This window comes from Flavobacterium sp. 9AF (assembly GCF_902506265.1).
Taxonomy (GTDB): Bacteria; Bacteroidota; Bacteroidia; order Flavobacteriales; family Flavobacteriaceae; genus Flavobacterium.
The window spans coordinates 1,730,870-1,744,399 of record NZ_LR733556.1 but is presented as its reverse complement, the minus strand read 5'-3'; the positions used below and the strand labels follow the sequence as shown (position 1 = coordinate 1,744,399).

Below are 13,530 nucleotides of genomic sequence, written 5' to 3'. Positions count from 1 at the left end.
TTGTTAAAAAACTTATAGAAACTTATATTAAAAGAATAGATTTATATTCATCATGTTATTGCCTGTAATTAGGATAGTAAAATTTAGAATTATAAAACTTATACAGAATACTTTTTTTAGAAATCAATATATTAATAGAGAGCAGATAGAATTTGTTAAAAAAAACATAAAAAAATTTCATTTTTTTTGAACAAAATTATTTTTTTAATGCTAAAAAAATGAATTTAATTCAAAACATCTTTCTTTTTTGTAAAATAAATTCACAAAAAAGCAATATAAGGCCTTTTTGAATTAAAATTATTCAAATATAAATGTTAACATTCGCTTAACATACAACTCAAATCTATGTACCAATTTTGCAAAAAAATTAACAACAAATGAGAGTTTTTAAAAAATTAATGATTCTTGGGTTATTTTTATTAGCAACCCAAACCATTTTTTCTCAATCTAAAATAACTGGTATGGTTATAGATGGGGACTTTAACGAACCACTTCCAGGTGCTAACGTATCTGTAAAAGGTACTAAGGATGGAGCAACTACTGGTTTTGATGGTAAATTTGAATTTACAACTAGTATGGCTTCAGGAGAAATTGTAGTTTCTTATTTAGGTTTTGAAACAAAAATTATACCTTTTACGGGTTCAACAAATATTGGAAATATAGCATTAAAAGCTAATGAAAACCAATTAGAAGCTGTAGTTGTAATAGGAAAAGGAATTATCGACTTAGCTAGCGATAGAAAAACACCAATTGCTGTTTCAACAATTAAAGCAACTGAAATACAAGAAAAAGTAGGTACTTCTGATATTACACAAGCAATGGTTAATACACCATCTATTTATGTTGCCGATCAATCAAGAGGATACGGAGATTCTAATATTAGAGTTCGTGGATTTGAACAAGACAATACTGCAGTATTAATTAACGGGCAACCAGTTAACGGTATGGAAGATGGTCTAGTTTATTGGTCAAACTGGTCAGGTTTAACTGACATAGCAAATGGAATTCAAATTCAGAGAGGTTTAGGTTCATCTAAATTAGCAATATCTTCTGTAGGAGGAACGATCAATATTGTAACTAGAGCTACTGATAAAAAAGAAGGTGGTTTTGCTTCTTTAGGAGTTGCAAACAATAGTTATTTTAAAACACTTGCGGGTTATAATACTGGAATGAACGAGAAAGGTTGGGGTATGAGTATTATGATGTCACATTGGCAAGGAGAAGGATATACGATTGGGACACAAGGAAATGGTCAGAATTATTTTATATCTGTTGGTTACAAACCAAATGACAAACATAATTTTAATTTCTTATTAACAGGAGCACCTCAATATCACAATCAAAGTTTTTCGCAAAGAATAAGTGTATATTTAGATAAAGGAAGAAAATATAATAACAATTGGGGTACATTAAATGGTAGATTTAAAAGTGAAGTAGGTAATTATTATCATAAACCAGTAGCTAATCTAAACTGGGATTATACCATTTCAGAAAATTCAAATTTATCTACAGTACTTTATGCTTCAATTGGAAGAGGAGGAAGTGTAGGAAGTATTGGTTCAAGAGTAAGAAATGCAGATGGTCAAATTAATTTTGATCAGATTTATACAAATAACTTAGCTAGTGCAACTGGAAAATCTACATATGCTTTAAGAAACTCAGTTAATAATCACTCTTGGTTTGGTTTAGTGACTAATTTTGAAACTAAATTAACTGACGAAATTAGTTTTAATGCAGGTTTAGATATTAGAACATATAAAGGAAGTCACTTTAGACAAATTACAGATTTATTAGGAGCTCAATTTTATTTAGATAATAATACTTTGAATGTTAATAATCCTAATAATCAGATTTACGCAACATATGAATCAAACCCATGGAGTGCTTTATTCAATTTCGCAAGTGAGAATGAAAGATATGCATGGGATTATGATGAAAGAATTAATTATGGAGGGGTATTTTCACAATTAGAATATTCAAACGATAATTTTTCTGCTTTCTTTCAAGGATCTTTATCTAATCAATCACATATAAGATGGGATAGATACCAATATCTACCTGAAAATGAAAAAGCAGATGCAGTTAACAATATAGGTTATAATGCTAAAGGGGGCGTTGCTTATAATGTAAATGAAAATAATGCAGTGTATGCAAATGCAGGATACTACTCACGTCAACCATACCATGATAATATTTATTTAAATTTTGGGAATGATGTAAATCCTTTGACAGAAAATGAAAAAATATTAGGATTAGAGTTAGGTTATAGTTTTAATTCTTCTTATTTCTCTGCTAATTTAAATGCATATAGAACTTCATGGAAAGATAGAGTTACTTCTACTTCTGCTACAGCGACTGCAGGTCAGGTAGTTGGAACTACAGTTTTAAATGATGGGGATATTATTTATACGACTAATCAAGGTGTTGAACAACTTCATCAAGGTGTTGAATTAGACTTTACAGCAAGACCAATAAAAAAATTAGATGTTAGAGGTTTTGCTTCTGTAGGGGATTGGCAATATGTAGGGGATGTTGTTACTGTTAAAAGAGATCAAGACAGAAATGTACTTTTAGAAACAAGAGATGATGTTGATGGTGGTAAAGTAGGAGGTGCTGCACAAACAAGTTGGGGATTAGGAGTTAAATATGAAATATTTACACGTTTTAGTATTGATGCAGATTGGAGAAATTATGATAAATTATATTCTGATGTAGGTGCTATAAAAGAGAATTTAGAATTGCCTAAATATGATTTAGTAGACGCAGGTTTATCTTACAAAATGTTAGTTGGTAAAGATGACAAAAACTCTGTAAACTTTAGATTTAATGTGAACAATGTTTTTGGAGAAGTTTATTTAGCAAGTCTTAGTACTACTAATCAAGCACAAGATGGTGATCAAACTTTTAATGGAATTAAAACGAACAACGTTGGTTACTTTGGTTTAGGTACTACTTGGAATTTTTCAGTGAGATATAATTTCTAAAAAAAGAAATCTAATTAAATTACAAACCGCTTCACAATTTTTTTGTGAAGCGGTTTTTTTATTTCCTATATTTGTTACTTAACATTTAAATAAGCCAATATGTATTCAGCATTACAATCAGCACATTCTATTTTTGCATATATCGTTTTAGCACTTTTATTTTTTGCCTCTATAAATGCAATCATGGGAGTGGTATCTAAAAAATTATTTTCTGATAAAGATTTACGCATTTCACTTTTTGCATTAATTCTATCACACATGCAATTGCTATTAGGATTGATTTTATATTTTGTTTCTCAAAAAGGTTTCGCCATGTTAGGAGAAATGAAAGATGCGGGTATGCGTTTAACTTCTTTAGAGCATCCTTTAATTAATATTATCGCTTTAGTATTAATTACTATAGGATGGTCTAAACATAAAAAAGAAGAAAGTAATAATGGTAAATTTAAGAAAATTGCTATTTTTTATACGATAGGTCTTTTGCTAATCTTGTCAAGAATTCCTTGGTCTAATTGGTTAAACTAACCAATAAATACTAGAAGAAATGAAAAAATATGGTATTTCTTTTTTAATTTTATTTCTTCTTATAAGTATAAGTAGTTTTACTTGTAAACCTGAACGTTCGTTTTCAAGTAAAACTATAGTATGGGATACAATTAGAAAAGATTCAATAATTGTTGATACAGTGATGGTTTCTGATTCTCTTGTATTAGAAAAAAAACCTCTAATAGTCTTTTATAAAGAAAAAGCACATGCTTCTTATTATCATGATAAGTTTAATGGTAAAAAGACGGCAAGTGGTTCCATTTTTAATAATTCAAAATATACTGCTGCTCATAAAAAATTACCTTTCGGTACTAAAGTGTTAGTGACTAATATAGTTAATAATAAATCAGTTGTTGTGACTATTACAGATAGAGGTCCTTTTACTAAAGGTAGAGAAATCGATTTATCTAAGGCTGCTTTTATGGAACTCACAGAACAAAAAAAAATAGGATATATCCTAGTAAATCTTCAAATTGTAAACGAATAGAATCAGCTTAGGCTGATTTTTTTTTGATTTATTTTTAACAAAACATTAAGTTCGTTTAGTTCGGTAAATAACGAACTTGAATTATATTTGTACCAAATATTTTTATCATGCAGCAAGAAAAGCAAGAACTAATTGAAATGTTTGGGGTTCACTTTGAACAATTATATAACATTCCACCATTGGCATCCCGAATTTTAGGCACTCTAATTATTGATGGATGTAAATCGGGATTAACTTTTGAAGAATTAGTGGATAAAATGCAAGCTAGTAAGAGTTCTATCTCCACGAATATAAATTTACTTTTAAAAATGGAGAAGATTTATTACTTCACAGTTTTAGGGGATCGAAAAAAATATTTCAAAGCATCGCCATTAAGTCAGCGATTAAATAATTACTTAACCTTGGTAAACAACGAATTAGTTTTAATTGATAAAATTATAAAGTACAGAGAAAAAAATATTTGTTGCCCACAAGAGAAAATCAATTTGTTAAATAGTTATGCTTATAAAGAACATATGGAAAAAGCAGAGCAACTTTTACTAACAACCATTACGAAGTTTAAAGAAATAGAAGAAAAAAACCAATTAAATAAATAACCTAGATTCTCAAAATGAAAAAAATATATATACTGAGCATTACTGTTTTGTCTCTCACTTTTTTTTCTTGTAATAAAAAAGAAACAGCCAATCAAGCTCCACCAGTACAACCTTATAAAGTAATTGAAGTAGCAAAATCCAATACGACTTTATTAGCAGAATACCCTACAACTTTAGAAGGAATAGTAGATGTAGACATTCGTCCGAAAGTAGATGGATACATTGAAAAAATATATGTAGATGAAGGACAAGAAGTAAAAAAAGGGCAATTGCTTTTTAAATTAGAAACGCAAATGGCTACACAAGATGCTGGTGCAGCTAAAGCTAGAGTAGATGCAGCTCAAGTAGAAGTAAATCGTCTAGCGCCCTTAGTCGAAAGAAATATCATTAGCGATGTGCAATTAGAAACCGCTAAGGCAAATTTAGCTTCTGCAAAAAGTACGTATCAAAGTATTATTGCCAGAATCAATTATGCAACTATTAAAAGTCCAGTTAATGGAATTGTAGGGACTTTACCTTTCCGTTTAGGTAGTTATGTAAGTAGTCAAACGCAAGAGCCCTTAACAAGAATATCGGATATTAGTTCCATTTATGCCTATTTTTCAATGAACGAAAAACAGCAATTGGACATGATGCTGCATGCTGATGGGAAAACGTTTCAAGATAAAATTACAAAAATGCCTCCAGTGAAATTAATTTTAAGTAATGGAGCTATTTATGAAGAAAGTGGAAAAATTGAAACCATGAGTGGCCAAGCCAATACGCAAACAGGTTCCTTTAATGTAAGAGCAAGCTTTAAAAATCCTAATAAAATATTACGCTCTGGAGGAAGTGGTTCCATTCAAATTCCTACAAGCTTGAATGAGGTGATTTTAATTCCTCAAAACGCAACTATAGAAATGCAAGATAAGCGTATTGCTTTAATTGCTGATAAAGAGAATAAGGTAAAAGCAGTACCTATTGAAGTACGACCCGTTCCTGGAGGGAAATATTTTGTAGTAGATAATGGATTAAATGAAAAAGATAAAGTTTTAGTGGAAGGTGTTGGAATTGTAACCGAAGGTACACCTATTCAACCGCAAGTAGTAACAATAGAAGAAGTGGTTAGCCCATCAAAAAAATAAATACTAGTAAGTAACATATGTTTTCAAAATTTATTGACAGACCTGTATTGTCAACAGTGATTTCTATTATCATTGTTATTTTGGGAGTGCTTGGGTTAATCTCACTTCCTGTTTCACAATACCCAGAAATAGCACCGCCTACTGTAACGGTTGCCGCAAATTATCAAGGAGCAAGTGCTGAAGTTGTAATGAATTCGGTAGTGATTCCTTTGGAAGAACAAATTAATGGTGTTGAAGACATGACATACATGACTTCTACGTCTAATAATGATGGTTCAGCAACTATAAATATTTATTTTAAATTAGGAACAAATCCCGATTTAGCTGCAGTAAACGTACAAAATCGTGTGTCAAGAGCAACCCCTTTATTGCCACAAGAAGTAACGCGAGCTGGAGTTACAACTGCAAAAAGACAAAGTGATAATATTTTGATTTTTTCACTCTACAGTGAAAATAAAGAATATGATATGACTTTTCTTCAAAATTATGCCAACATTAATATTTTACCCAAAATCAAGCGTGTTCCAGGAGTGGGTGAAGCAGTAATTTTTGGTCAAAAAGATTATTCAATGCGTATTTGGTTAAAGCCTGATGTGATGGCAGCTTACGGCTTAGTACCTTCAGATGTAACCAATTTATTGGCAGAACAAAACATTGAAGCAGCTCCAGGACAATTAGGTGAAAGTGCGGATCAATCTTTTCAATATACGTTAAAATATAAAGGACGTTTGCAAAGTACGAAAGAGTTTGAGGAAATTATTGTACGCTCTACTGAAAATGGAGAGATTCTTAAACTGGGAGATGTAGCTAGAATTGAATTGGGTGCTGTAAATTATGCGAGTAATACGTTAACCAATGGGAATCAGTCGGTGGCTATTGCTATTGCGCAAACAGCTGGTTCCAATGCTCAAGAGGTAATTGAAGGATCTCTACAGGTATTAGATCAATCTTCTGTTAATTTTCCAAAAGGAATTAAGTATACCACTTTAATTAATGCGAATGACTTTTTAAGTGAATCCATTACCAAAGTAATCCACACTTTAATTGAAGCCTTTTTATTAGTGTTTGTTGTGGTATTTATTTTCTTGCAAGATTGGAGATCAACACTTATTCCTGCTATTTCTGTACCTGTAGCTATTGTAGGAACTTTCTTTTTCTTGAGTATTTTTGGTTTCACCATCAATTTATTAACCTTATTTGCTTTAGTGTTAGCTGTAGGAATTGTAGTGGATGATGCAATTGTAGTGGTGGAAGCCGTACATGCCAAAATGGAAGCTGGAGAACATAATCCTAAAAAAGCAGCTCATAGTGCAATGAATGAAATAAGTAGCGCGATTATTTCGATTACTTTAGTCATGTCTGCGGTATTTATTCCCGTTTCTTTTATTAATGGCTCAGCAGGAGTTTTCTATAAACAATTTGGATTAACATTAGCCGTGTCTATTGTTTTATCTGCAATTAATGCGTTAACACTTTCACCCGCTTTATGTGCTATTTTCTTAAAACATCATGACAAAGGCGAAGAGAAAAAAGGCGTGTTAAAACGTTTTTATAGTGCCTTTAATGTTGCTTTTGATGCTACTACAATAAAATATAAAAAATCGGTGGAATTTTTCATCAAACGCAAATGGTTGGCCTTTTTAGGTATAGCACTTTTTGCAGGCATTTATGTTTTATTATTAAATGTTACTCCAAAAGCTTTTGTACCAAGCGAAGATACAGGAGCCATACTTTCAGATGTATCACTTCCTCCAGGAACTTCATTAGAACGAACAGAAGAGGTATTATTACAAATTGAAAATAAGGTAAAAGACATACCTGAAATAAAAGAAGTACTTCGAATTTCCGGACGAAGTTTAATCAGTGGTACAGGAAGCAATTACGGAATGGTAATTGTAAAATTAAAACCTTGGTCTGATCGTCCTGAAAAAAATCAAGAAGTGACAGCGATTGTTCAAGATTTGTTTAAAAGAGCAGCTGCCGTAAAAGATGCAAAGGTTTTATTTTTTGCACGTCCTACTCTAGTTGGTTTTGGTTTTACCAATGGTTTTGAGTTGCAGTTACAAGATCAAAAAGGAGGTTCTATCAAAGAATTAAGCGAGGTGAATAATTCGTTTTTAAAGGCTTTGAATGGCAGACCGGAAATTAAATATGCAGCTACTTCCTTTTCACCAAATTATCCACAATACCGAATCGATTTGAATGTAGCAGCGATTAAAAAATCAGGTTTATCGGTTACCGATATCTTAGGAACCATGCAAGGCTATTATGGAGGAGTATATGCATCCAACTTTAATAAATTTGGGAAACAATATCGCGTGGTGTATCAATCGGAACCCCAATTTAGAAGTGATCCAGAATCATTGAATAAAATTATGGTTCGTAATAATAAAGGTCAAATGGCTCCAATTTCACAATTTTTAACTTTAGAAAAAGTTTTTGGACCACAAGCCATCGACCGATTCAACTTGTTTACTTCGGTAAAAATTACGGGAGCACCTAATGAAGGTTTTAGTACAGGAGATGCTATTAAAGCAGTGGAAGAAGTAGCCAGTCAAAGTTTACCATTAGGTTACGGATATGAATTTTCAGGAATGACAAGAGAAGAAATTAGTGCAGGAGGGCAAACCCTTTATATTTTCTTGTTGTGTTTAATATTTGTGTATTTCTTATTAGCCGCTCAATATGAAAGTTATATGTTGCCTTTTGCGGTGCTACTTTCTTTACCAGTAGGATTAGCTGGAGCGTATGTTTTTGCTTACTTTTTTAATGTAAGTAATAATATTTATCTTCAAATTACTTTGATTATGTTAATTGGATTATTAGCCAAGAATGCCATTCTTATCGTAGAGTTTGCTGCAGAAGCGAGAAGGAAAGGCTGGAGTATTGCACAAGCTGCAGTTCAAGGAGCTGTGGCTCGTTTACGACCTATATTAATGACCTCTTTCGCTTTTATTTTAGGATTATTGCCTTTAATGTTGGCTAAAGGAGCAGGAGCTATTGGTAATAACGCAATTGGAACTGGAGCTATTGGAGGTATGTTAATAGGTACCGTTTTAGGAGTATTTATTATTCCGGTTTTATTTATCATTTTCCAAGCTTTACAAGAAAAAGTAAGTAGTAAAACTATAGAAACGATTCAAAGTGAAGAAGCTACAATTGAATAAGAAATTTAAAATGAAAAAACCATATATTATAAAAAATGTTCTTTTATTAGCGAGTATTTTTTTGCTACAATCTTGTTTTGTAGCCAAAAATTACGAAGCGCCTAAAGTAACAACCGATAATTTATATCGAACAGAACTTAGTAAGGATAGCACTTCGATAGCGATGCTCTCTTGGGAAGAATTATTCTCTGATGCTTTATTGCAAGGATATATCAACGAAGGACTGGAGAACAATTTAGACATGCAGATTGCACTTCAAAATATAAACGCTTCTGAAGCAATGATGAAACAAGGAAAAGCAGGTTATCTTCCTACATTAACAGCCAATGCTACTTGGACACATCAGGAAACCTCTGAAAATAGTCAGTTTGGTAGCCTTTTTAGTAGTATTGATCAATACGAATTATCAACAAAATTGAGTTGGGAAGCCGATATTTGGGGAAAAATAAGAAGTAATAAAAGAGCTTCGGTTGCTCAATATTTACAATCGCAAGCGGCAAAACAAGCCATACAAACGCAATTGGTTGCCAATATCGCTTCTTTATACTATCAGTTGTTAGCTACCGATGCGCAAATACAAGTAGTTACACAAACCATCGAAAATAGAAACACAAGTGTGGAGGTTATTCAAGCTTTAAAGAAAGCGGGAAGTGTAAATGAAGTTGCAGTGCAACAAACAGAAGCTCAAAAATACGCAACAGAAATTATATTGAAAGATTTGGAATACAATCGTAAAGTTTTAGAAAATTCTTTTAACCAACTTTTAGGAAAAGCTCCAGGAGTCGTTTCCCGATCTACTTTTGAAGAACAAAAAATAGAAGCTGATATTTCCGTTGGATTACCAGCCTATTTATTAAGTAAAAGACCCGATGTAGTAGCAGCTGAGCTCAATTTTAGAAATACTTTTGAACTAACCAATGTGGCCAGAAGTTATTTTTACCCTTCTTTAACGCTAAATACAACGGGCGGTTTACAAGCTTTAGAATTAAAAGATTGGTTCAATACGAAGTCTATTTTTGCGAATATAATCACGGGTTTAACACAGCCTATTTTTAATCAACGTCAAAATAAAACGCGTTTGGAAGTAGCCAAAGCCAATCAACAAAAAGCCTATTTACAATATGAAAAAGCTTTGTTGGTTGCAGGAAAAGAAGTTTCAGATGCCTTAGCGAGTTATGAAAATGAAACCGATAAATTAACTATTCGTGAAAAACAATTAGAAGCATTAACGAATGCAGCTACCTATTCTGATGAATTACTGCAATATGGTTTAGTAACATATTTGGAAGTTTTAACAGCAAAAGACAATGCTTTAAATACAGAAATTAACTATATCGACAATAAATACAAACAAATGAATGCCGTAATATCATTATACAAAGCATTAGGCGGTGGAAACTAATTAAAGCCCTGTGAAAGCAGGGTTTTTAACTTTATTTTTTATGGATCGAAAAACAGAAATCATTGAGAAAGCATTAACGCATTTTCTTAAAAATGGAAGCAAAATCATTACCATGGATGATATTGCCAATGAATTTCGATTGTCTAAAAAAACGCTCTATTGTCTATTTGAAAATAAAGAAACTCTCTTAAAAGAAGCGGTCGATTTATTATGGCAAAATTTTTTAGATGAAGTGGGTGTAATCAAAAGCAAAGAGGAAAATCCGCTCTTAAAAATCATTGTTATCTATACATTGGCAATTGAAAAAATTAGGAATATCAATCCTATTTTCTTAATCAGTTTAAAAAAATACCATCATGATGCTATGGACGTGTACAAATACTATAAAGTATTCATGTATGAAAATGTCGTCCGACCTTTATTAGAAGAAGCTAAAACCAAGCAATTAATTCGAGAAAATGTGGATATCGAATTGTTTCACAACATTAATTTTGAAGACATCGATGAAAAATTATGGAAATATAAGGTGTTTGAAAACTATTCTATACCAGAAGCCATTGAGTATTTTATCATTCTTAAATTAAAAGGAATTCTGACCAAAGAAAATTTCGATTTATTTTAATTTTTCCAATTGGTAAACGGGTTTTTACTCAAATAACTGTTATAATAACGTTCATCTGTAGTCACTTCTTCTCCTAACCAATCGGGATATTCAAAAGTTTCATCTTCTCTTAAAAGTTCAATTTCAGCCAGTACTAAACCTTGGTTTTCACCAGAAAAAATATCTACTTCAAAAACATGTACCCCAACAATAACCTCATAACGGGTTTTGTCTATCATTCCTTTTTCACAAAGCGTTAATAATTGTTCGGCTTCTTCAACCGAAATTTCCTTTTCCCATTCCATTCTTGTCATGCCAGAATTAGTGCTTTTTCCTTTTATAGTTAAGTAACCGTTTTGGCCTTTTATACGTACTCTTACAGTTCTTTCAGGCACACTGGATAAGTATCCTTGTACGATACGACTATGCTTTACGGCTTCTTTAATAAAAGCGTTCGATTTCACTAAAAATTTGCGTTCGATTTCAACCATTTGTACGATTTAATTTTATAATTTCGACTAATTTAAGAAATGATTTTTAATCTAACCAATGCATTCCTAAAATGAAGATAAGACATAAATTTAGAAGAAAATTATCAGTTGGGGAAATAATTGAAAATCATTTTTCAAATCTTGATGCAATCGATGATAAGCTCATTCTTTTAGTTGATTTGGTGCATGTATTTAGACCTAAAAATCCGGATGAGATTGAAACTGTTTCAATTGCAGAATTACTGGTTTTCTTAGAAGAAAATCCACATTATAAAATAATTTTAAAGCAATATCTCAGAAGTATTATTAAGAGAAACAAATTTTCAAGATTACTTACTGATGCAGCTATTCTTAATGATAATCATTTTTTTAGTGAAGTAAGAAATAGAATTTTTGATAAAATTTTACCTTTCCAACCAGAAAAAGATACTTTACAATTTGTTCTTAACCAAGTTTTTTATTTGAGTACAGATCCAATTTGGATAAATAAAATTCCATTTGAAGAACTCCAAAAATTGGTTAAACTGTTAGAAGTTGAAGATATTTATTCTCAAATAAAAAAAGAAACTGCTTTATCTGAAATAGTAATCGCTATGCAATTATTATCGCAACGAATGAGTGGTAGGGCATTAGAAAATGAAGTAATAAAAATGGTGCCTGAATATGCTAGTTTAGAAACCCCTTTTTTAACTTTAGAAAAAAAAATCAATAAATTATATATTGCCCTTCGAAATAATCCTAATCATTTTGTAGGAAGTAATGATGTAATCATAAAAAGAGTCTTAAAACAACATGCCGCTTGTCATGAATTTATTAACAAAGCATTCTTTAATAGTTCAAAATATGGCATTTCTTTGTCGGTTAATCAAAGTTTATTAAGAATAAGACAACAATTGGTTCGTCTTAAAGAAATTTTGCAATTAGTTATTGTTGATAGAGAGGAAGATAGAGAAAAAAATAGCATTCTAATTTTATTAAAACTAATTAAATACAATTGCATAAAATATAATGTGAGGCAATTATTGTTAGAAAGTACTCAAATAGTTTCTTATGAAATTACACAACATACTGCAAAAACAGGGCAAAAATATGCGACTGATGGATATAAAGAATATTTTAAAATGTTATATGCAGCAATGGGAGGTGGTATAATAGTCGGGTTTCTATGTTTCTTTAAATTGATTTTTTTAAAAATGCAAGTTTCAGACTTTATGCATGCCTTTTTATATAGTTTAAATTATGCTTCAGGTTTTATTATCATTTTTTTGCTTGGCTATACTTTAGCCACAAAACAACCTGCTATGACTGCTGCAACTATTGCACAAACGTTAGATGAAGGCATAAAATCAAAATCAGAAGAGACAAATAAGCATAATAGTTTTGCGAAACTATTTGCACGTATTTTTAGAACGCAATTTATAGCTTTCGTAGGTAATGTTGTATTTGTCTTTCCAGTAGCTTTGTGTATTATTTGGTTTTTTCATTTTCTAACGGGGCATAATTTAGCGAGTACAAAAGCAGCTAAATTAATAAACGATTTAAGTCCTATTACATCTTTAGCATTACTACATGCAGCAATTGCAGGAGTTTTTTTATTTCTGTCTGGCATTATTTCTGGAAGCATATCAAATAGAAATAAACATTTTCAAGTACCATATAGAATTCAGGAAAATCCATTGCTTAAACTTACTTTTGGAATTCAAAGAACAAAAAAAATGGCAAATTGGGTAGATAGAAATTGGGCAGGAATTATTTCTAATATGTGGTTTGGTATATTTTTGGGAAGTACAGGGTCAATAGGTGTTTTTTTAGGACTCAATTTAGATATACGTCATATTACATTTGCAAGCGGTAATTTTGCGCTAGGTTTGTATGGAAGTAATTTTGCTATTTCTTTAAAAACATTTATTTGGTCTATATTGGGAATTATAAGTATTGGTTTTGTAAATTTTATTGTTAGTTTTTCATTATCCATGTTACTTGCTTTTCGTTCTAGAAATATTCCTTTTTCGGAATTTAGACTACTTAATAAATCTATTTGGAACTACTTCAAAAAAGCGCCTTTGCATTTCTTTTTTCCTTTAAAAGAGAAAGTTTTTTAATCCAATTATTGTTTTGTAATAAAATAGGTA

10 protein-coding genes are annotated in these 13,530 nt (G+C 31.2%); 9 read left to right on the top strand and 1 reads right to left on the bottom strand.

The features are described 5' to 3' along the window. Window positions 1–377 precede the first annotated feature (377 nt). The 8 genes from HALO113_RS08055 (at window position 378) to HALO113_RS08020 (ending at window position 10,928) form a co-directional block, all read left to right on the top strand. Window positions 378–2,984, top strand: coding sequence for a TonB-dependent receptor domain-containing protein (locus HALO113_RS08055; RefSeq protein WP_159778538.1), 2,607 nt, complete (start codon window positions 378–380; stop codon window positions 2,982–2,984). A gap of 99 nt (window positions 2,985–3,083) precedes the next feature. Beyond that, window positions 3,084–3,509, top strand: a complete 426-nt coding sequence (locus tag HALO113_RS08050) for a hypothetical protein (RefSeq protein ID WP_159778537.1) — start codon at window positions 3,084–3,086, stop codon at window positions 3,507–3,509. A gap of 19 nt (window positions 3,510–3,528) precedes the next feature. Then, window positions 3,529–4,017 carry a septal ring lytic transglycosylase RlpA family protein gene (locus tag HALO113_RS08045; protein WP_159778536.1) on the top strand — a complete coding sequence of 163 codons (489 nt, stop codon included), beginning with the start codon at window positions 3,529–3,531 and terminating at the stop codon, window positions 4,015–4,017. Window positions 4,018–4,124: 107 nt separating this feature from the next. After that, window positions 4,125–4,613: a GbsR/MarR family transcriptional regulator gene (locus tag HALO113_RS08040; protein ID WP_159778535.1), complete on the top strand. Its 489-nt coding sequence runs from the start codon at window positions 4,125–4,127 to the stop codon at window positions 4,611–4,613. Between the two features lie 14 nt (window positions 4,614–4,627). Further along, window positions 4,628–5,737, top strand: a complete 1,110-nt coding sequence (locus HALO113_RS08035; protein ID WP_159778534.1) for an efflux RND transporter periplasmic adaptor subunit — start codon at window positions 4,628–4,630, stop codon at window positions 5,735–5,737. A 17-nt stretch (window positions 5,738–5,754) separates the two neighbouring features. Then, the gene (locus HALO113_RS08030) at window positions 5,755–8,904 is read left to right on the top strand and encodes an efflux RND transporter permease subunit (protein ID WP_159778533.1); all 3,150 of its coding nucleotides are present in this window, start codon (window positions 5,755–5,757) and stop codon (window positions 8,902–8,904) included. Between the two features lie 10 nt (window positions 8,905–8,914). Further along, entirely contained in the window at window positions 8,915–10,306 is a 1,392-nt protein-coding gene (locus HALO113_RS08025) for an efflux transporter outer membrane subunit (protein ID WP_159778532.1), read from the top strand. Window positions 10,307–10,346: 40 nt separating this feature from the next. Next, window positions 10,347–10,928, top strand: a complete 582-nt coding sequence (locus tag HALO113_RS08020; RefSeq protein WP_159778531.1) for a TetR/AcrR family transcriptional regulator — start codon at window positions 10,347–10,349, stop codon at window positions 10,926–10,928. On the opposite strand, the gene HALO113_RS08015 is transcribed toward HALO113_RS08020, so the two are convergent. Further along, window positions 10,925–11,398 (bottom strand): CYTH domain-containing protein, encoded by a 474-nt coding sequence (locus HALO113_RS08015; protein ID WP_159778530.1) that lies wholly within the window; start codon window positions 11,396–11,398, stop codon window positions 10,925–10,927. The genes HALO113_RS08020 and HALO113_RS08015 overlap by 4 nt on opposite strands. A 71-nt stretch (window positions 11,399–11,469) precedes the next feature. Here HALO113_RS08015 and HALO113_RS08010 point away from each other — a divergent pair, with 71 nt between their 5' ends. Next, window positions 11,470–13,500 (top strand): recombinase, encoded by a 2,031-nt coding sequence (locus HALO113_RS08010; RefSeq protein ID WP_159778529.1) that lies wholly within the window; start codon window positions 11,470–11,472, stop codon window positions 13,498–13,500. Window positions 13,501–13,530 lie beyond the last annotated feature (30 nt).

Excerpts from the sequence above, each read along its gene's own strand:
- HALO113_RS08035 (WP_159778534.1), top strand. The coding sequence starts at position 4,628 with ATGAAAAAAATATATATACTGAGCATTACTGTTTTGTCTCTCACTTTT.
- HALO113_RS08045 (WP_159778536.1), top strand. The coding sequence starts at position 3,529 with ATGAAAAAATATGGTATTTCTTTTTTAATTTTATTTCTTCTTATAAGT.
- HALO113_RS08040 (WP_159778535.1), top strand. The coding sequence starts at position 4,125 with ATGCAGCAAGAAAAGCAAGAACTAATTGAAATGTTTGGGGTTCACTTT.
- HALO113_RS08015 (WP_159778530.1), bottom strand. The coding sequence starts at position 11,398 with ATGGTTGAAATCGAACGCAAATTTTTAGTGAAATCGAACGCTTTTATT.
- HALO113_RS08050 (WP_159778537.1), top strand. The coding sequence starts at position 3,084 with ATGTATTCAGCATTACAATCAGCACATTCTATTTTTGCATATATCGTT.
- HALO113_RS08030 (WP_159778533.1), top strand. The coding sequence starts at position 5,755 with ATGTTTTCAAAATTTATTGACAGACCTGTATTGTCAACAGTGATTTCT.
- HALO113_RS08025 (WP_159778532.1), top strand. The coding sequence starts at position 8,915 with ATGAAAAAACCATATATTATAAAAAATGTTCTTTTATTAGCGAGTATT.
- HALO113_RS08020 (WP_159778531.1), top strand. The coding sequence starts at position 10,347 with ATGGATCGAAAAACAGAAATCATTGAGAAAGCATTAACGCATTTTCTT.
- HALO113_RS08010 (WP_159778529.1), top strand. The coding sequence starts at position 11,470 with ATGAAGATAAGACATAAATTTAGAAGAAAATTATCAGTTGGGGAAATA.
- HALO113_RS08055 (WP_159778538.1), top strand. The coding sequence starts at position 378 with ATGAGAGTTTTTAAAAAATTAATGATTCTTGGGTTATTTTTATTAGCA.